Origin of the sequence: Actinomadura rubrisoli (assembly GCF_004349215.1) — a bacterium.
GTDB lineage: Bacteria > Actinomycetota > Actinomycetes > Streptosporangiales > Streptosporangiaceae > Spirillospora > Spirillospora rubrisoli.
The window spans coordinates 1-19323 of the sequence record NZ_SMKU01000174.1 but is presented as its reverse complement, the minus strand read 5'-3'; the positions used below and the strand labels follow the sequence as shown (position 1 = coordinate 19323).

Here is a 19323-nt window from a genome sequence, read left to right as displayed (position 1 = left end):
ATAAGAGACAGCCCCTTCCTCGCCGAAGCCGTCGCCGTCGGACAGCGGGAAGCCCAGCGACCCGCCCACCGATCCGCCCACCGACCCCGAAGGCCCGGGCCCCGGCGGAAACGGCACGGGGACGGGCACCTCGTAGGGCCGGCGTACCGGCGCCCGCACGCCGTTCCGGCCCCCGCGGCGCCCCCTCCGGGGACACCGTGGCGAGCAGTTCGGCGATCACCGGGCGGGAGCGCGGGAGCGCCTGGCAGGGTGGTCGAAGCCACGTTCACCCACAGCCGAGCAGGTCCTCTTTGGGGGAATTCCTGGTTACGCTGACGCAGTGAGCGGCGCCACAACGAGGTGGCGAATTGTCTCTAGGGGAGTTGTTGATGGGCGGCAAGCTCGACCAAGCGAAGGACGACCTGCTCAGGCGGGCGGCTGAGACGTGCGCCCAGCGCCCAGGCGCCCGGGGCGGGGACCTGGAGGAGGCCGTCGCCTACCTTCAGCTCTACTACCATCACGTGGCGCCCGAGGACCTGCTCACCCGCGATCCCGCCGACATCTGCGGGCCCGCGATGGCGCACCGGCTGCTCGGCGAGGAGCGGCCCCAGGGGCGCGCGAAGGTGCGCGTCTTCACGCCGTCGCTGGAGGAGAACGGCTGGGACCCGGGCCACACCGTCGTCCAGGCCGTCACCGACGACATGCCGTTCCTGGTCGACTCCGTCACGATGGAGCTGAACCGGCACCAGCTGGCCACCCACCTGATCGTCCACCCGCTGCTCGGCGTCGACCGTGACGTCGCCGGCCACCTGCGCGCCTTTCGCGGCAAGCTCGACAGCGACACCGACATCGACGAGTCATGGATCCACATCGAGGTGGACCGCACCAGCGACCGGGAACGGCTCGCCGCGCTGGAGAAGGACCTGCTCCGCGTCCTCCAGGACGTCCGGGTCGCCGTCGAGGACGAGCCGAAGATGCGCGCCAGGGCCGGCGAGATCGCCGCCGCGATCGGCGACACCCCGCCGCCGCTGCGCGCCAAGGAGCTCGCCGAGGGCGTCGAGCTGCTCGACTGGCTCGTCGACGGGCACTTCACCTTCCTCGGCTACCGCGACTACACCCTCACCGAGGACGGGACCGTCCTGCGCCCCGAGCCCGGCACCGGCCTCGGCATCCTGCGCAACGACAAGCGCGAGTCCGACAGCTTCGCCGCGCTGCCGCCGGAGGTCCGCGAGAAGGCCACCGAGAAGCACCTGCTGGTGCTCACCAAGGCCAACTCGCGCTCCACCGTCCATCGGCCGCTCTACCTCGACTACATCGGGGTCAAGAAGTTCGACGCCGCCGGCGAGGTCATCGGCGAGCGCCGGTTCCTCGGCCTGTTCACCCACGTCGCCTACAGCGAGTCGATCGCGCACGTGCCCGTCCTCAAGAGCAAGCTGGACGAGGTGCTGGAGCTCGCCGGGTTCACCCCCGACAGCTACGACGGCCAGGACCTCATCGAGATCCTGGAGAGCTACCCCCGCGACGAGCTGTTCCAGATCTCCGTCGACGACCTGCTGCCCATCTCGCTCGGCGTGCTGCGGCTGCGCGAGCGCCGCCAGCTCAAGCTGTTCCTGCGCAAGGACCTGTACGGCCGCTTCATGTCGTGCATGGTCTACCTGCCGCGCGACCGGTACACCACCAAGATCCGGCTGCGCATCCAGGAGATCCTGCGGCTGGCGTTCGACGGCGTCAGCGTCGACTACAGCGCCAACGTGACCGAGTCGATGCTCGCCCGCCTGCACGTGGTCGTGCGGGGCGAGCGCGGCCGCCCGCTCCCCGACGTCGACGTGGACGAGCTGGAGGCGCGCCTCGCGGGCGCCACCCGCTCCTGGGCCGACGACCTGGCCGACGCGATCGTCGAGCAGTGCGGCGAGGAACGTTCCGGTACCCTGGCCCGCCGGTACGGGGACGCCTTCCCCGAGGGCTACAAGGCCGACTTCCCGGCCCGCACCGCCGTCGCCGACCTGCGCCGCCTGGACGACCTGACCGGCGAGGCCGACACCTCGATCAACCTCTACGAGCCCTACAGCGCCGAGCCCGGCGAGCGCCGCCTGAAGATCTACCGGCTGGGCGAGCCGATCTCGCTGTCGCGGGTGCTGCCGCTGCTGCAGAACATGGGCGTCGAGGTCGTGGACGAGCGCCCCTACGAGATCAGGACCGGTGACGGCAAGCGGTTCTGGATCTACGACCTCGGGCTGCGCTACGTCCCGCCCGCGGACGTCCCCGAGGAGGCCATCAAGGGCCTGTTCCAGGAGGCGTTCACGGCGCTGTGGCGCGGCGACATCGAGAACGACGGCTTCAACGCGCTCGTCCTGCACGTCGGGCTCAACTGGTGGCAGGCGATGATCCTGCGCGCCTACGCCCTGTACCTGCGGCAGACCGGCACGACGTTCTCCAAGCGCTACATCGAGCAGGTGCTGCTGCGCAACGCGCAGATCACCCGGCTGCTGGTGCGGCTGTGGGAGAGCCGCCTCGACCCGTCCCTCGCGGGCGGCGAGGAGGAGCGCAGCCCCGGCATCACCGAGGAGCTGAACGGCAAGCTGGACGAGGTCGCCAGCCTCGACGAGGACCGCATCCTGCGCGCCTACCTGGCGATGATCCAGGCGACGCTCCGCACGAACCACTACCAGCGCAAGCCGTACCTGTCGATGAAGTTCGACCCGGCGCGCATCCCCGACCTGCCGCAGCCGCGCCCCACCTACGAGATCTTCGTGTACTCCCCGAGGGTCGAGGGCGTCCACCTGCGGTTCGGGTCGGTGGCGCGCGGCGGGCTGCGCTGGTCCGACCGCCGCGAGGACTTCCGCACCGAGATCCTCGGCCTGGTCAAGGCGCAGGCCGTGAAGAACACCGTCATCGTCCCGGCGGGCGCCAAGGGCGGGTTCGTCGGCAAGCAGCTGCCCGACCCGGCCGCCGACCGTGAGGCGTTCATGCAAGCGGGCATCGCCTGCTACAAGGACTTCATCTGCGGCCTGCTCGACGTCACCGACAACCTCGTGGACGGCAAGGTCGTCCCGCCGCCGAACGTCGTCCGCCACGACGGCGACGACACCTACCTCGTGGTCGCCGCCGACAAGGGCACCGCGACGTTCTCCGACATCGCCAACGGCGTCGCCGCCGAGTACGGGTTCTGGCTCGGCGACGCGTTCGCGTCCGGCGGCTCCGTCGGCTACGACCACAAGGCCATGGGCATCACCGCGCGCGGCGCGTGGGAGTCGGTCAAGTACCACTTCCGCTCCCTCGGCAAGGACGTCCAGAACGAGGACTTCACCGTCGTCGGCATCGGTGACATGTCCGGCGACGTCTTCGGCAACGGGATGCTGCTGTCGGAGCACATCAAGCTCGTCGCCGCGTTCGACCACCGGCACGTCTTCCTCGACCCCGACCCCGACCCGGCGGCCTCGTTCGCCGAGCGCCGCCGCGTGTTCGAGCTGCCGCGCAGCTCGTGGGCCGACTACGACGCCTCGCTGATCTCCCGGGGCGGCGGCGTCTTCCCCCGCACCGCCAAGGCGATCAAGCTGAGCCCGCAGATCAGGGCGGCGCTCGGCATCGAGGACGGGGTCAAGGCCATGACCCCGTTCGAGCTGATCCACGCCGCGCTGAAGGCGCCGGTCGACCTGCTGTGGAACGGCGGCATCGGCACCTACGTCAAGGCGTCCGTCGAGAACAACGCCGACGTCGGCGACAAGGCCAACGACCCCGTCCGGGTGAACGGCGCCGAGCTGCGCTGCAAGGTCGTCGGCGAGGGCGGCAACCTCGGCCTCACCCAGCTCGGCCGCATCGAGTTCGCCCTCGGCGGCGGCCTGGCCAACACCGACTTCATCGACAACTCCGCCGGCGTCGACACCTCCGACCACGAGGTCAACATCAAGATCCTGCTCGACCAGGTCGTCCGGGACGGCGAGCTGACCCGCAAGCAGCGCGACGGCCTGCTGTACGGGATGACCGACGAGGTCGGACGGCTCGTCCTGCGCGACAACTACGCGCAGAACGTCGTGCTCGCCGCGTCCCGCGCGCAGGCGCCCGCGATGCTGCACGTCCACGCCCGCTACCTGCGCAAGCTGGAGCGGGGCGGGCGGCTCAAGCGGAGCCTTGAGTTCCTGCCCGAGGACAAGGCCCTCGCCGAGCGGCGGCAGTCCGGGCTCGGGCTGACCGGCCCGGAGTTCTCCGTCCTGCTGGCCTACGCCAAGCTGTCGCTCGACCACGAGCTCGTCGCCTCCGACCTCGCCGACGACCCCTACCTGGAGTCCTGGCTGGTCGACTACTTCCCGACGCCGCTGCGCGAGCGATTCCAGCCCTACATGGACCGGCACCCCCTGCGCCGGGAGATCATCACCACCGCGGTGGTGAACGACCTGGTCAACAGCAGCGGCACGACGTTCGTGTTCCGGATGAACGAGGAGACCGGCGCGTCCTCGCCGGACATCGCCCGCGCCTACCTGGTCGCCCGCGAGGTCTTCGAGATGCCGCGCTTCTGGCGGTCGGTGGAGTCCCTGTCGCACCAGGTCGGGGAGTCCACGCAGATCGCCATGCTGCTGGAGGGCCGCAAGCTGGCCGAGCGCGGCGCCCGGTGGCTGCTGCACAACCGGCGGCCCCCGTTCGACATCCGCGAGACGATCGACTTCTTCGCCGGCGGCGCGGCCGCGCTGGGCGAGCAGCTGCCGAAGCTGCTGGTCGGGCTCGACCTGGCCGCGTTCGAGCAGCGCCGGGACGGCTTCGCCGAGCGCGGCGTCCCGGACGAACTGGCCGAGAAGTGCGCCACGCTCGTCAGCGCCTACTCCACGTTCGACCTGGTGGGCATCGCCTATGACACCGGGCGTCCCGTGGAGGAGGTCGCGGAGGTCTACTTCGACCTGGCCGACCGGCTGCAGCTGTCCCAGCTGCGCGAGCGGATCATCGCGCTGCCCCGCGACGACCGGTGGCGCTCCATGGCGCGCTCCGCGCTCCGCGACGACCTGTACGCGGCGCACGCGGCGCTCACCCGGGACGTCCTGGTCACGAGCGAGCCGGGCGGCCGGCCGGAGGAGCGCATGGTCGGCTGGGCGGAGAAGAACCAGACCGCCGTGAAGCGCGCCCGCCAGACGCTCAGCGAGATCTGGGAGAGCGACAGCTTCGACCTGGCGACCCTGTCGGTGGCCCTCGGCTCGATCCGCACGCTAGTCACCGCCAGTTCCCTGCCGTCAACCGAGGCTTAACCCTCCCGCCCCGCCGTTCCGTTCCGCTCGGCGCCGCGCCGTGCCGCGCCGTGCCGCGCCGTCGGCGCCTGGCCGTGCCGTCCGTCGTGCCGTGCGTGCGTGCCGTCCGTGCGTGCGTGCGTGCCGTCCGTCCTGTGCTCGCGGGGCGGACGGCACGTGCCCTTTCGGGATCTTCTGAGAGTTTCGGCATTCGCAGAGTGACTACACGGTCACTCTGCGATGATTTCTCATGGACCGGACCGCCGTCTCCACCCGGGGGGCTCCATGCCCGCACGTACCGCCTCGCTCCTGCCGCCCTGCCTGCTGGTCGCCGCGCTCGCCGCGGTCCCGGCGGCCGCGGGCTGCGGTGACAGCTCGTCCGCGGGGTCGGACCCGCCCGCGCTGACCAAGGCCCAGGCGCAGGGAGTGCTGGCGTCGTTCACCACCCGGGCCGACAAGGCGGGCCGGCGGCTCGACCACGGGGCGCTTCCGGGCGTCGAGGCCGATCCGCAGCTCGCCATGGACACGGCGACCTTCAAGCTCCGCCGCGTCGTCCGGCAGTGGCCGGACACCCTGCGGTTCGGGCGCCCGGTGTTCTACATCCCGCGGACGCACGGCTACCCGCGCTGGTTCGCCGCCGACGCCACCACCGGCACGGGCAAGCAGACGCTCCGGCACGCCCTGCTGTTCACGCAGGCCAAGCCCGGTGGGCCGTGGCTGCTGACGGCCGACCCCTACCCGCTCGACGAGGCGCTGGGCCGGGTGATGCTCGACGACGACGGCTTCGCCACGCCGGTCGACCCGGGCGCGAAGGGGCTCGCCGTCGCGCCCGGCAGGCTCCCCGCCGCGCACGCCCGGCTGCTCACCGACGGGCCGGGCGCCCCGGGTACGTCCGTCCTGGCCGACGGGCCCAAGACGAAGCAGACCTTCGACGCGCTGCGGCAGGGGGAGCAGACCCTGGCCAAACAGGGCATCACGCTGTCGTCGCGGTTCTCCGCCGCGCCCCACGGCGTCTACGCGCTGCGGACCAGGGGCGGGGGCGCGCTCGTCTGGTATGTCCTGAAGCAGAACGAGGCGTACTCCGTGTCCAAGCGGGGCAGGCTGGCTGTGAGCGGTGACCTCGTCGGGCTCGCCCCGGCCAAGGCCGTGAAGAACCGGCTGGACTCCACCGTCCTCGTGCAGTACCTGGCCGTCGTCCCACCCAAGGGCCGCGCCACCGTCACCGGCATGTACCGCAAGGCCGTCTCCGCGCACGGCTCCTGATCTCCGTCGGGTGCCGGGGCGTTCCCGCTCTTCTGACCGCTGCAGTGGGCCCGCACCGGCATCCGACGGGTCGTCCTCCCTGCCCGTCTTCTACACTGGCGCGGCATAAGCCCGACATATCCGTCCGCCGTTCGCCCGAGGTGGGAAGTGCGCCGTGCGCCCCGCGTGGCCTTGGCCGCGCTCCTGGCCGCCGCGTCCGCGCTCACCGGGGCCTGCGCCGGGGACGACGCCGGCGCCGGGACCACCGGCACCGGCCTTCCGAGCGGCCCCCAAGGCTCGGGCGCCCCGGCCGTCACCGCCGGCGAGTCGCTCAAGATCCTCCGAGACTGGACGAACCGGCACAACCGCGCCATCACCTCCGGCGACGAGCGGCTCTGGCGCGCGGCCGTCATCGGCGGGCTGGCCGCCCCGGTCAGCGCGCGCGTCCGCACCTACGGGCGGCTCCCCGAATCGGCGACGATCTCCCTGCTCAACCCCGTCCTGTACGTGCCGCGCCAGAACGGCTACCCCCGCTGGTTCGGGGTCGCGGCCCTCGAACGCTCCAACGGCAAGGACCGGCAGGTCCTTGGAGTGTTCGTGAAGACGACCGCCAAGGACGGCTGGCGCGCCGCGCACTGGCTCACGTTCAAGGGCCGCCCGCCCGAGCTGGCCTACGACCCGCAGGGATACGCGATCCCCGCGCCCGACCGGGGCCTGCCCGCCTGGCACGCGAGCTACCTCGCGTCCGGTGACGAGCGCGGTCTCGTCCCGGACGCGTACTCGGCCGCCGCGCGCACCCGGCGCCAGGGCGACTGGACGGCCGCGCCCGGACGGTTCGCGCCCGGCCCTGGCCCGTCCCACGCGCTGCGCACCAAGGACGGCGGCTCACTCGTCTGGTATGGGCTGACCCAGGTGCAGACGCTCCGCGGCGGCACCGGGCCGACCCTCCCCGGTGAGCTGCGCAACTTTCTCGCCAAGAACCACATGGAGCCGGGCCGCAGCGTCCAGGCGAGCTGGCAGTGGCTCGCGATCGGCTACGCCCCGGCATCAGGCATGGGGCGCGTGCTGGGCGAATCGGTGTCGCTCACCGCCGCCCGCTGAGCCTGACGCCAAGGGCAATGCAACAAACAAGCGTGCTGGCGCCTGGCGCTGAGGGCACCGCAGTAGGCAAGTAGTGGTTGCCTCAGGGTGCGACGACCTCAGCGTTGCGATCGCGTGCGAAGCCAGGTTCGAGCGAAGCGAGAACCTGATCGCGCAGCGAGCCTCTGGGCGAGTCGGAGCGATGCAGCGATCGCCGCAGTGCCCGCCGAAGGAGGGCCGCCAAGGCCCGACGCCAAGGGCGATGCAATAAGTACAGCGATCGCCGCAATGCCCGCCGAAGGAAGGCGCCCTGGCGCCTGACGCCGAGGGCAATGCAATAGACGCGCGCCCTTCAGGCCGTCTCTTGCTGGCGCATCCAGCGGATCTCGGCCTCGATGAACTCGTCGATGTCGCCGTCCAGCACCGCGGTCGGGTTGCCCACCTCGACGCCGGTACGCAGGTCCTTGACGATCTGGTAGGGGTGCAGCACGTAGTTGCGGATCTGCGTGCCCCAGCTGCTCGTGCCCTCGCCGCGCAGCGCGGACATCTTGTCGGCCTCCTGCTGCCGCTTGAGCTCCAGCAGCTTGGCCTGCAGCACGTTCATCGCCGTGGCCTTGTTCTGCAGCTGGCTGCGCTCGTTCTGGCAGGAGACGACGATCCCGGACGGGATGTGGGTGATCCGCACCGCCGAGTCGGTGGTGTTGACGCCCTGGCCGCCGGGCCCGGACGAGCGGTACACGTCGATGCGCAGCTCGCTGTCGTCGATGTCGACGTGGTCGCTCTGCTCCACCACCGGCACGACGTCGAGCCCCGCGAACGAGGTCTGCCGCCGGCCCTGGTTGTCGAACGGGGAGATCCGGACGAGCCGGTGCGTGCCGTGCTCGCCGCGCAGCGTCCCGTAGGCGTAGGGGGCCTTCACCGTGAACGTGGTGGACTTGATGCCGGCCTCTTCGGCGAAGGACGTGTCGTAGACCTCCGTCGGGTAGCCGTGCCGCTCGGCCCAGCGCAGGTACATCCGCTGGAGCTGCTCGGCCCAGTCGGCCGCGTCCACGCCGCCGGCCTGCGCGTTGATGGTGACCAGCGCCTCGCGCGCGTCGTACTCGCCCGACATGAGCGTGCGCACCTCAAGCTGCTGGACGGCCTTGTGCAGGGCCGCCAGCTCCTCGTCGGCCTCCGTGCGCGTGTCGGCGTCGTCCATCTCCTGGGCGAGCTCGTAGAGGGTGACGATGTCGTCGTGCCGCTGGCGCAGGCCCTCCACCCTGCCCAGCTCGCTTTCCAGGTACGACAGGCGGCGCCCCACCGTCTGCGCGCGTTCCTGGTCGTTCCACAGGTCGGGATCGGCCGACTGCTCGCGCAGCTCGGCGATGTCGCGCCGCATGCCGTCGAGGTCCAGCACCTGCTCGATGCCGGTCAGGGTCGAGCCGAGCTCCTTGAGCTGCTCTTCGGGTTCGATGGCTGCCACGTCCCGAGCTTATCGCCGACCCGGGAGTGCCCGAGCGTTCGGCCGCGGCCCGGCGGATGGCAGAATCACGGGCCGAGGAGGTCGATCGTCCGCGATCGGCATGGTGAGCTTTCAGGCCGGGGGACGGGCTGTGCAGAGGATCGCTCGGGTGGTCGCGGCCGTCGCGCTGCTCGCGGTGCCGCTCACGGCCGCGGGCTGCGCGAAGGAGAAGCCGGTCGCGCGGCCCACCAGCATGCCCAAGCCGTCGCCCCCGCCGAAGATCCCGCTGACCCCGCAGGTCGCGCAGAAGGCGTTCGGCACCTACGTCATCGACGAGGACGTGGCCCGCGCCGCCGGGGACGAGCGGCTCGCGCTGACCTGGACGTCCGACGGCCAGTCCCAGCTCACGGCGGCCGAGTTCCGCAAGGCGGCCTTCGACGGCGACCCGGTGCGGCGCTTCGCCTACGGCAAGCCGAGGCTGTACGTCCCGAGGCTCAAGCCCGAGGTCTACCCCCAGTGGTTCGTGGCCTCGGTGCACCGCACGGTCCAAGGCGACGCCAAGAGCGGCCGCACCGCGCTGATGGCGTTCATGCTGCGCGGCCCGTCCGACCGCTGGCGGCTCACGCTGGCGACCCTCCTGGCGCCCAAGGCCAAGGAGCCGAAGGTCCTGATCGACCCGGAGGGGTACGCGACGTCGCTCGACACCGGCGACGCCTCGGTGCTGATCCCCCCTCGCGACGTCGGGGGCATCCACGCGACCATCGCGGCCGAGGGCGGCGGCAGCGTCGCCGCGAAGGTGATGCGGCCCGGCCCCGCCACCACCGGGTACTACCAGCAGGGCAAGCGCGCCAAGAAGACGGCCAAGGAGAAGGACCTCACCCTCCAGATCGTCTACACGGCCACGCCCTACCCGGCCTTCGCGCTGCGCACCGACCGCGGTGGCGGCCTGGTGCTCTACGCCCTGTTCCGCAACTCCGCGCTCATCGCGAAGGACCCGGGGACGCCCAAGCCGGAGATCCCGCCGGAGGCCGAGCACCTGCTCGACGGGACGGTCGAGGGGAACGAGGTCGACACGACGGCGACACTGCACTTCGCGGCGTACGACCCGCCGCGGGCGCGGAAGGGGAGGCCGCAGCCCAGGGCCGCCCTGGTCGCCGACGACGGGGCCGTCTCCAAGGCCGCCACCCCGCCGATCAAGAAGTCCTAGGGCGCAGGACGCCCTGCTCAGGGCGTCCTAGTAGACGCGCTGGAGGACCAGCGCGACGAACAGCAGCGCGACCAGCCCCGCGAGGACGAGCGCGGGCGGTATCGAGGGGCCGTGCCGGTGCATCTCCGAGCGGGCGGCCCGGCAGGTGGCGCAGCGTCCCTCGACCACCGGGTTCGAGCATCGAGCGCAGATCAGATGTTCGCAGCTCATGTCGTGGGTCCCAATCTCCGAGAACGGCACGTGGGTCCGTGCGGTGTGAGAACGTCGATCGACGACCTATTAGGTATCTTTCGCCATCATCCAGCGTAGCCGGACTGTATGGTCGTTCCCGCAAGTCCGGGAGCTTGACGGCATGAAACGGCCGGACGTCGGGAGACGGTTGCATGGCACTGATCGGACGGCACGGCGGGCCGGGGCGCGTCCCCGCGTCCGACGCCGACCGCGCCGTCGCCCTGTCCGCGCACGACACGCCGTTCGAGGCGGCGGGTCCCGGTCGTTCCACCCTCGCGAAGCGGGACGAGGTAGTTGACTGTCCCCTCTACACTGCTCGGAGGCTCCACGGTCCGCCGGACCATGAAGCCCGGCGGCGCAGGCAGGAGACGACGGATCCGTCCGTGGTCCCGGCTCGGGCCGCTCCCCAACCCCTAGACTGAACCGCCGTGATGCAGCCGTGATCCATTTCGACAACGTCACCAAGGTCTACCCGAGCCAGAACCGGCCCGCCCTGCAGCATGTGAACGTCGCCATCGAGAAGGGCGAGTTCCTGTTCCTGGTGGGGCCCTCGGGCTCCGGTAAGTCGACCTTCCTGCGCCTCGTCCTCAAAGAGGAGCGTCCTTCCCAGGGTCACGTGCACGTGGCGGGCAAGGACCTGAGCAGGCTGAGCAACTGGAAGGTGCCGCATCTGCGCCGCAGGATCGGCTGCGTCTTCCAGGACTTCCGGCTGCTCCCCAACAAGAACGTCTTCGAGAACGTCGCTTTCGCCCTTGAGGTGATCGGCAAGCCGCGGCGCTTCATCGGCAAGGTCGTCCCCGAGGTCATCGACCTGGTCGGCCTGGAGGGCAAGGCCCACCGGATGCCGGACGAGCTGTCCGGCGGCGAGCAGCAGCGCGTCGCCATCGCGCGGGCGTTCGTCAACCGGCCGATGATCCTGCTCGCGGACGAGCCCACGGGGAACATCGACCCCGCCACCTCGATCGGCATCATGAAGGTGCTGGACCGCATCAACCGGACCGGCACCACCGTTGTGATGGCCACCCACGACGCCGCGATCGTGGACGCGTTCCGCAAGCGCGTCGTCGAGCTGGAGGACGGACGCGTCGTCCGCGACCAGTCGCGCGGCGTGTACGGCCAGGCCTACTGACCGGCCCGGGCCGGGCACCTTCCACAGCGATTCCATCTGAACCATCGACTCTTGCCGGGGCGTACGACACCCAGACGTACGAAACGCCCGCAACGGGCCCGCGATTCCCGCGGCGCCCACGCTTCGGCGGGACACAGGCGATCAAGGACAGCGAGGCATGCGCGCACAGTTCGTTCTCCAGGAGATCTGGATCGGTCTCCGCAGGAACATGACGATGACGATCTCCCTCGTCATCACCGTCGCCATCGCCATGGCACTCTTCGGCACCGGCCTGCTCCTGCGGAGCCAGGTGGACTCGTCCAAGAGCTACTGGTACGACAAGATCGAGGTCTCGATCTTCCTGTGCGCCAAGACGAGCTCCAACCCGAGCTGCCAGAAGCAGGACGTCAACGACACGCAGCGGAAGACGCTCCAGGACCAGCTGAAGAAGATGTCCCAGGTCTCGGACGTCCAGTACGAGAACAAGCAGCAGGCGTACACGCGGTTCAAGGACCGCTTCGCCGGCTCGCCCGGGTTCGTGGAGAGCACCCGCGAGGGCGACATCCCCGACTCGTTCCGGGTGAAGCTGAAGAAGCCGGAGGAGTACAAGGCCGTCGCCCAGGCGATGCTCGGCCAGCCGGGCGTCGACACGGTGATCAACGAGCAGGAGATCCTGAAGAAGTTCTTCCGGATCCTCAACGGCCTCCAGTTCGCCGCGCTGCTGATCGCCATGATCCAGGTGGTCGCCGCGGTGCTGCTGGTCGGCAACACCGTCCGGCTGTCGGCGTTCAACCGGCGCCGGGAGACCGGCATCATGCGGCTGGTCGGCGCGTCCAACACCTATATCCAGATGCCCTTCATCCTGGAGGGCGCGATCGCGGGCCTGATCGGCGGCGTGTTCGCCTCGGTCCTGCTGGTGCTCAGCAAGATGTTCCTCATCGACCGGCTCGCGGGGCAGGTCCAGCTCGTCAGCCAGCTCGGCTGGAGCACGGTGGTGTACGTCATCATCGTCTCGATCTGCTTCGGCGTGCTGCTGTGCGCCCTCTCCTCGTTCCTCACCCTGCGCAGATACCTGAAAATCTGATCCGGGCCCTCGCCGGGCCGCCGGGCCGCGTCGCGCGGCCCGGACGGCCGGGTCCGGACAGGGCGGCCGCGCGACGGAACCGACCGCGGAACGCGACCGTCCCACAAAGCGGTTCCCCCTCACCCGCGCGGTGATCGTAAGATCGCGTACGGACGGGAAGGGCGCGGGCGCAGGAACCGACGCCGGACAAGGACCGAGGCTGATCACGTGTCACGCGACACAGGGCGCAAGCTCATCGCCCAGAACAAGCGGGCCCGCTACGACTACCACATCGACGACACCTGGGAAGCGGGCATGGTGCTCATGGGCACCGAGGTGAAGGCGCTGCGCGCCGGCCGCGCCTCGCTCGCCGACGGGTACGCCCATGTGATGGACGGCGAGGTGTGGCTGGAGCACGTCCACATCCCCGAGTACACGCAGGGCACCTGGACCAACCACGCCCCCCGAAGGCGCCGCAAGCTGCTGCTGCACCGGCGGGAGATCGAGAAGATCATCGCCAAGTCCTCGGAACCCGGCTGGACGCTGATCCCGCTCGCGCTGTACTTCAAGGACGGCAAGGCCAAGGTCGAGATCGGCCTGGCCCGTGGTAAGAAGTCCTACGACAAGCGCCAGGCCATCGCCAAGCGGGAAGCGGACCGGGAGATGCAGAAGGCGGCGTCCGCCCGGTTCAGGAGACGGTGAAGGGTATCGATGACCAGCCAAGGGCGGAGGCGGGTACGCCGCCGGGTGATCTCGATGTCGGCCTGCGGCGCCCTCGTCGCGTCCCTGACGACCGGATGCTGGGCCGAGCCGTCCGCGATGCCCGCCGTCCGCGACTTCCTGATCGCCTGGCAGGTCGGCAACTACCCCGCGGCCGCGAAGAAGACCATCGGCGCCGACCGCGACAAGGTCACCGACGCCCTCGGCCAGGTCCGCGCGCAACTCGACGCCGCGTCGCTGCGGCTCGCCCTCGGCGTCCCCGGCCAGGACAGCAAGTTCAAGGCCATCGAGAAGAACGACGACGAGGCCGACGCGCACTTCTCGGTGAAGGTCGACCTCGGCGAGAACGGCCAGCCCTGGACCTATAAGGGCCGGATGCATCTGCGGCGCGTCGGCGGCAAGTGGAAGGTCGTCTGGGACCCCTCCATCATCAACCCCCTGCTGAAGCCCGGCCAGCGGCTCGCGGTGCTGACCGAGGTGCCGAAACGCGCCCCGATCAAGGACGGGCAGGGCCGCTCCATGCTCCAGAAGGTCGGCGCCTACGAGATCGGCGTGATCCCGGGGCGGCTCGCCGACCAGCAGCGCACCCTGGACGAGCTCGCCAAGCAGACCAAGATCGACGGTGGCCGCCGGCTGGACGCCGAGCGGCTGCTCGGCCGGGTCCGCTCCGCTCCGCCGCAGCGGTTCCTGCCGCTGCTGACCCTTCAGTACTCCACGCACGCCGCGCTGATCCAGCAGCTCAGCCATATCGACGGGATCCGCCTGAACGGTATCCACGTCCCGATCGCGCCCGCGTACGCGCCCGAGCTGATCGGCAGCCTCGGTCCGGCGACCGCCGACCGCCTTCAGCAGGTCGGCGCCCCGTACCAGCCCGGCGACACCATCGGCGTCAGCGGCGTCCAGCGGCTCCAGCAGCGGCGCCTCGCCGGCACCCCGACCGTCCGCGTGGTCGTGCAGGACCCGGCCGGGACGAACACCCAGGAGCTGCGCTCCTGGGAGGGCCAGGCACCGCAGGAGGTCCGCACCACCCTCGACCCGAGCTGGCAGCACAGGGCCGACGCCGCCCTCTCCGGCCTGAGCGCCCCCGCGTCCATGGTCGCGCTGCGTCCGAGCACCGGCGAGGTCCTCGCCGTCGCCAACCGGGGCACCAGCGGCCGGAACCTCGCGTTCGAGGGCCGCTACCCGCCCGGCATGACGTTCGGGATCGTCTCCGCCGAGGCCCTGTTCTCCCACGCCGGGATGAACCAATCCACGCCGACCACCTGCCCCGGCAAGGTCACCATCGGCGGCCAGACGTTCACCAACAAGGCCCGTCCGGGCGGCGGCTTCGGCAACCACTTCGCCGCGGGCTGCGCCACGACCCTCGCCCAGCTCGGCGGCAAGCTCGACGCCCAGACCCTGATCGCCGAGGCGGGACGGCTCGGCGTCGGCAAGAACTGGGGCCTGTCCGTCCCCGCCTTCACCGGCTCGGTGCCGACCCCCGCCAACGACGGCGAGAAGGCCGCCCTGATGGCCGGGCAGGGCAAGGTCCAAATGAGCCCCCTCGGCATGGCACTGGTGGCCGCCGCCGCCCAGGTCGGCACCTGGAAGGCCCCCTACGTCCTCAAGGGCGTCACCAACGCCGCCGAAGTGCCGCCCGCACAAAACCTCCAGCCGGAGTCCATCTCCAGCCTCAAGAAGCTCCTGAACCGCGCGGCCGCCACCGGCTTCGCCCAGCCCGCCCGCATCTCCGGCGACGTCGTCGGCGTCGCCGCCCTCCCCACCTACACCAGCGGCGGCCAGACCAAGACGATCTCCTGGTTCGTCGGCTCCAAGGGCGACCTCGCCTTCGCCATCGCCATCGAGGACCGCGTGTCCGCCGCCCGCATCGCCGCCAAGTTCCTGCGCGCCCCGGCCCCCGCCAGAACCGGCGGCCGCTGACCGGCTTGGCCAACCCTTTACACCCCCGGACGCAACCACCGGGCCCGCTCCCGGCGTCTTCACAGGTGACTGGACTCCGCTCTGGGGGGTTGCGGACCCAGTCGCAGTGATGAGACCAGAGCCTCGTCTCGGGGGAGGCTCTGCCGTCCGGACCGGCCCGACCCTGCCGGTCGACCCCGGTGGGCGCGACCACCTCGCGCCCACCGGGGTTTCACTCTGTCGGGAATGACGTTGCCCGCCGAGGCGTTATCCTTGTAACGTCAACGTGCGGACGTCCCCGGACAGCCGCTTTGACAACTCAACATGGGGGTGACCGGCTTCGACTTCGGTCGATCGAGCCAGGGGAAGCGGGTCGAGGGTTGCTGTCGTGACCTCGTTAATCCTGTGACAGCAAACCATAACTGCCAACAAGAAGCAGTCCGAGTTCGCTCTCGCCGCCTGAGGCGAGTAGCGACTCTGTCAGCCCGGGAGCGTCTCCGACCCGGGGTCTGGCATCGTAAGGAGACTCCACCTGCAAGCCCGGTCGCGGGACCTGTAGGGAAACCAAACAGCGACTGAGCCCGTCGGCGACACGCCTGCGTGAGCGCCGGGGCTGAGAAAACGACTAGCAGGCTGCACCCGGAGAAGCCCTGACCCATTACCGAAGGACGCGGGTTCGATTCCCGCCACCTCCACGAGGCGGGCCATGGCGCTCGGTGAGCTTCGCTCACCTTCGCCCTGGCCCGCAATGCTTTCCTGGGGGGCGACCCCCAGACCCCCGAGGTGCTCGCGCGCCAGCGCGCACTGCGCCGGGCCGACTCGTGGCGCTCGGTGGCCTAACGGCCACCTTCGCCACGAGCCGCGATGCTTCCCTGGGGGACGACCCCCAGACCCCCGAGGTGCTCGCGCGCCAGCGCGCACTGCGCCGAGGCGGGCCATGGCGCTCGGCGAGCTTCGCGCGCCTTCGCCCTGGCCCGCGATGCTTCCTGGGGGACGACCCCCAGAACCCCGTGGCGCAGACTCTGCCCCCACTCCCTCTCCGCTCGCGTTGTGGCCCCGGTTCGGGGTGAGTGGCCAGGCTCCAGCCGTGCACGCTCCGCGTGCACGGCTTTTTCATGCCCGCGAGGTGTTCACCCTCCCGCGACCTCGACCCACGCCACGCCTCGACAACAGGCCGGGAACAGCAGAGTGACATCGCCGGCAGTGCGCTGCTCCTCCTCGCCATCAGCCGTGATGACCGTGATCTTCCGGTCCCCGTGCGGCCTCGCCATTGCCAAGCGGCGGCGACACAGCTCGACCAGATGGCCCGGCAGGGCGATCACCCACCAGCCGGCCTCGGTCTTTGGACGCAACTGCGGTCCCGAATCTTGAAGTCCATCGCACCCCTGAGGCAGAGGTGTTGCGACGACCGTTAGAAGTGGAGGGCGGGGTGTTTCGTGGTGTGCTGTCCAGGTGAGCCCCGCAGGTGCCGTGGCCGGAAGCTGGTGGCGTGTTCGAGAGGCCGCGGTGGAACCGTGGACGTCCGCAGCCGCTCGAAGGGATGGACGATCGGTGGGGCTGGATGGTGCATCCGATGAAGAGACGGGGCCATGACTTCAGCACTGGTAATCAACTTGCTGTCCTCGCTGCTGGCTTTTCTGTCCGGCACTGCGGCCAAGGGCCTCTACCAGCGGCGGCAGACCATCGGCCCAGCCCGGCGCGTGTGGCGGCTGCGCAGACCCGATGAGGTCGTGATCGTCCAGCCCGATGGGCCAGGCCACGACACCCCGTTACCGACCCTCTACGAGGGTGATGCGATGGCCGCGATGCTGGTGTCCGAGTACCTGCGCAAGGTCTTGGGTGTACGCACGGTGCGGATGATCCGGGCCAAGAACTTCTCCCGGTGCCGGGACGCCTCAAGCGACCTGGTCGTCATCGGCGGCCCCAATGCGAACGAGCTGTACCGAGATCTCGACCGTCAAGTCGCGCTGCCCTACAGATTCCGGCTCTACCCGGACCGGGCCGACATGATCAGGGCATGTGACGGCCAGGTGTTCGCCCAGCAGGTGGTCCACGCCAAGACGACGCGCGACTTCGCCGTCATCAGTCTGCTGCCCAGTCCCTTTCGCGCTGGTCGGCGCGTCATCGTCCTGGCCGGGTGCGGCACGCTGGGCAGTCTGGCCGCTGCCAGGATGGTCACCCGGGACGGGGTCGGCGAGCTGGCCGATCTCCGCCCGCCGCCCGGCACTCCGTTCTCGGTCGTGGTCGAGATCGAGGTGCTGGATGGCCAGATGACACGGCCCCAGATCGTGGACACGACCGCCTAGACGCCGCGACCCCATGCCCCGGGTCGTGTCCGCCTGGCCACCGTCACGATCGCCTTCGAGCCCCCGGGCAGCCCAGGTCGCCGCGGCCTCCTCCACCGCCCACCGCGCCCGGACGCATCTGGACGCGCTCACCATCGCGCCGGAGGGCAGCATGGACGGCTACAGCAGGACGAAGTTCATCACCCAGTCTGGGACCTGCAACACTCGCGAGACGGCCCTCAAGCGCGACGGGGAGAACGTCCAGACCGACGCCAACTGGCGCGGCCGTCTCGGGCACCTGGGGCAGCCCCTACGACGGCGCCACCTGGACCCAGGCGTCCGACCTGGACATCGACCACATGCTATTCGCGCCCGCGGCAGATGTTCGCTGGTGGATGCGTCACCGCTATGACGTTGACGCTGGTGTAGGAGAGTGCCGCGCAGCTAACGGTCAATGAGTCCTGGTTCTGGCGCACTCTATGGGGGCCGCAACGAACGGTGACGAAGATGTGAGGTCCGTCGCCGCATCGGCTGTTCAGACGCCCAGGACCGCGGGCTACAGGTGACGCCTGCACCGCTGTGGTGGACAACGCTCGGTGGCACATCCCCCTGAAATGCGCCAAACCCAGATCTACGTGGCCGTTAGCACGGCCATCGGCGGCGCTGGCGGCGCTGCGGGTCTGGCCGACGTGCCCGCGTCCGCCCCGGCCGGTGCTCGGAGCCCTTGAGGCGGAAGGCGGGGCGCGCCGTCCGAAGTATTTCGGGTACCTGCTGTATGAGGATGACGCCGACACCCGACTACGTGTCCGGGTGTGGGCATTCGCCGTGGTCGACGGGGACCGCATCAGCTGGCGTAACCGCGTATGCCGGGCGATGAGACCTACCGCGAGGCCGCGTGGAACGCCGACGCAGTAACTTGAGCAAGTGATGCGCCCCAAATCGCTGGTCCAATGGCCCTCGGGCCACGTAACCACCGTCCCTCTCTGTCCCGTCAAGCTGTAGAGGCACATATACCCAGCCGGGCACGTGTGGCTGCTCGGATAGCTTACGAATGCCCGAGGAACGATGTCATCCGCGTGTGCAGTGCCGGGAACGGCGATCGCCGCGATCAGGAGCGTCGCTACCGCGACGAGGCCCTTGAGAATTTCCACTGGTGCCTTCATCGGCAGCCTCCCTGCGCCGCAAGATCAAGTTCGGCGTCATGGCCGCACTGGGGCAGCGCATCGCCGTCCGCTCCTATATGAACGGCATGACCGACCAGGAGACCGGCGAGTAGCTGCGCGTCCCCTCTTCAACGGGCGTCACCGTTTTCGGACGGGACTCTGTCTGCCGGCCAACTCAACCGAGGATCGTTTTGCTTCGCCCTGGAGATAATTGAGCTGCTGTCCGATCTAGGTCGGGACGGCCAGGGTGCGTTCTACCGCCGCTCTTTCCATCCCGGTAGTGTCACGGCTTACGCGCTAGGCCGGCGAGGGTGCGGAGTCCGCATTCGGGTACGGGGTGTTCGGCGTTCCAGTTGGCTGGGTCGGCCAGGCCGGGTGGGTCGACTAGTTCAAGGCCATGGAACAGTGTCGCCCATTGAAGTGATCTCACTGGGTTCTTTGGAGGTGGTCGTGTTCGAAGTGGGTGAGGACGAGCGCGGCGCGGGTGATGTCGCCGATTCTGCTGGGGCTGACGGTGATGTGCCGCAGGGTGCGCCAGCGGCCTTTGAGCAGGGCGAATCCTCGTTCGCCCAGGCTGCGCAGCCCGCGTAGAAGGCAGTTGTGGGTGCGGTTGTCGATGCTGAGGAGCTGGCCGTCGGAGGGGTTCTTGATCGGGGTGAGAATCCCGATTCCGGCGCCGTCGTAGCCGCCGTCGG

Annotated in this window: 13 protein-coding genes and 1 other RNA gene; 11 read left to right on the top strand and 3 right to left on the bottom strand. The window is 70.0% G+C overall.

Going from position 1 to position 19323, the window contains the following annotated elements; all coding sequences use genetic code 11:
- The first annotated feature begins 368 nt into the window (after nucleotides 1–368).
- From E1298_RS27740 to E1298_RS27730, 3 genes are all read left to right on the top strand, one after another.
- A complete protein-coding gene (locus E1298_RS27740; protein WP_131898338.1) occupies nucleotides 369–5210 on the top strand; it encodes an NAD-glutamate dehydrogenase in 4842 nt (1613 codons plus the stop codon).
- 264 nt (nucleotides 5211–5474) lie between these two features.
- Nucleotides 5475–6452, top strand: coding sequence for a DUF8094 domain-containing protein (locus tag E1298_RS27735; RefSeq protein WP_131898336.1), 978 nt, complete (start codon nucleotides 5475–5477; stop codon nucleotides 6450–6452).
- 147 nt (nucleotides 6453–6599) lie between these two features.
- Nucleotides 6600–7532 carry a DUF8094 domain-containing protein gene (locus E1298_RS27730; protein WP_131898334.1) on the top strand — a complete coding sequence of 311 codons (933 nt, stop codon included), beginning with the start codon at nucleotides 6600–6602 and terminating at the stop codon, nucleotides 7530–7532.
- 331 nt (nucleotides 7533–7863) lie between these two features.
- On the opposite strand, the gene prfB is transcribed toward E1298_RS27730, so the two are convergent.
- Entirely contained in the window at nucleotides 7864–8973 is a 1110-nt protein-coding gene (gene prfB, locus E1298_RS27725; protein WP_131898332.1) for a peptide chain release factor 2, read from the bottom strand.
- A 130-nt stretch (nucleotides 8974–9103) separates the two neighbouring features.
- Between prfB and E1298_RS27720 the strand changes: the two genes are divergently transcribed.
- Nucleotides 9104–10159, top strand: a complete 1056-nt coding sequence (locus tag E1298_RS27720; protein ID WP_131898330.1) for a DUF8094 domain-containing protein — start codon at nucleotides 9104–9106, stop codon at nucleotides 10157–10159.
- A gap of 27 nt (nucleotides 10160–10186) precedes the next feature.
- Here the strand turns inward: E1298_RS27720 and E1298_RS27715 are convergent, their stop codons facing one another.
- A complete protein-coding gene (locus tag E1298_RS27715) occupies nucleotides 10187–10369 on the bottom strand; it encodes a hypothetical protein (RefSeq protein WP_131898328.1) in 183 nt (60 codons plus the stop codon).
- A gap of 460 nt (nucleotides 10370–10829) precedes the next feature.
- On the opposite strand from E1298_RS27715, the gene ftsE reads away from it, so the two are divergent.
- The 7 genes from ftsE to E1298_RS51300 all read left to right on the top strand — a co-directional run bounded on the left by ftsE (nucleotide 10830) and on the right by E1298_RS51300 (nucleotide 18741).
- A complete protein-coding gene (gene ftsE / locus E1298_RS27710) occupies nucleotides 10830–11519 on the top strand; it encodes a cell division ATP-binding protein FtsE (protein WP_067453578.1) in 690 nt (229 codons plus the stop codon).
- A gap of 157 nt (nucleotides 11520–11676) precedes the next feature.
- Nucleotides 11677–12582: a permease-like cell division protein FtsX gene (gene ftsX, locus E1298_RS27705; protein WP_131898326.1), complete on the top strand. Its 906-nt coding sequence runs from the start codon at nucleotides 11677–11679 to the stop codon at nucleotides 12580–12582.
- 207 nt (nucleotides 12583–12789) lie between these two features.
- Nucleotides 12790–13263, top strand: coding sequence for an SsrA-binding protein SmpB (gene smpB / locus E1298_RS27700; RefSeq protein WP_131898324.1), 474 nt, complete (start codon nucleotides 12790–12792; stop codon nucleotides 13261–13263).
- Nucleotides 13264–13272: 9 nt separating this feature from the next.
- On the top strand, nucleotides 13273–15201 hold the full coding sequence (locus E1298_RS27695; protein ID WP_243725847.1) for a penicillin-binding transpeptidase domain-containing protein: 1929 nt from the start codon (nucleotides 13273–13275) through the stop codon (nucleotides 15199–15201).
- Nucleotides 15202–15506: 305 nt separating this feature from the next.
- Nucleotides 15507–15878: a transfer-messenger RNA gene (ssrA, locus tag E1298_RS27690) on the top strand.
- 891 nt (nucleotides 15879–16769) lie between these two features.
- Entirely contained in the window at nucleotides 16770–17486 is a 717-nt protein-coding gene (locus E1298_RS27680) for a hypothetical protein (RefSeq protein WP_131898320.1), read from the top strand.
- Between the two features lie 1132 nt (nucleotides 17487–18618).
- Nucleotides 18619–18741: a hypothetical protein gene (locus E1298_RS51300; protein ID WP_279499210.1), complete on the top strand. Its 123-nt coding sequence runs from the start codon at nucleotides 18619–18621 to the stop codon at nucleotides 18739–18741.
- 313 nt (nucleotides 18742–19054) lie between these two features.
- On the opposite strand, the gene E1298_RS27670 is transcribed toward E1298_RS51300, so the two are convergent.
- On the bottom strand, nucleotides 19055–19323 hold a 269-nt coding region (locus E1298_RS27670), incomplete at its 5' end, for a transposase family protein (RefSeq protein ID WP_165975689.1).

Excerpts from the sequence above, each read along its gene's own strand:
- E1298_RS27740 (WP_131898338.1), top strand. The coding sequence starts at position 369 with ATGGGCGGCAAGCTCGACCAAGCGAAGGACGACCTGCTCAGGCGGGCG.
- E1298_RS27735 (WP_131898336.1), top strand. The coding sequence starts at position 5,475 with ATGCCCGCACGTACCGCCTCGCTCCTGCCGCCCTGCCTGCTGGTCGCC.
- E1298_RS27715 (WP_131898328.1), bottom strand. The coding sequence starts at position 10,369 with ATGAGCTGCGAACATCTGATCTGCGCTCGATGCTCGAACCCGGTGGTC.
- ftsX (WP_131898326.1), top strand. The coding sequence starts at position 11,677 with ATGCGCGCACAGTTCGTTCTCCAGGAGATCTGGATCGGTCTCCGCAGG.
- E1298_RS27695 (WP_243725847.1), top strand. The coding sequence starts at position 13,273 with ATGACCAGCCAAGGGCGGAGGCGGGTACGCCGCCGGGTGATCTCGATG.
- E1298_RS27680 (WP_131898320.1), top strand. The coding sequence starts at position 16,770 with ATGACTTCAGCACTGGTAATCAACTTGCTGTCCTCGCTGCTGGCTTTT.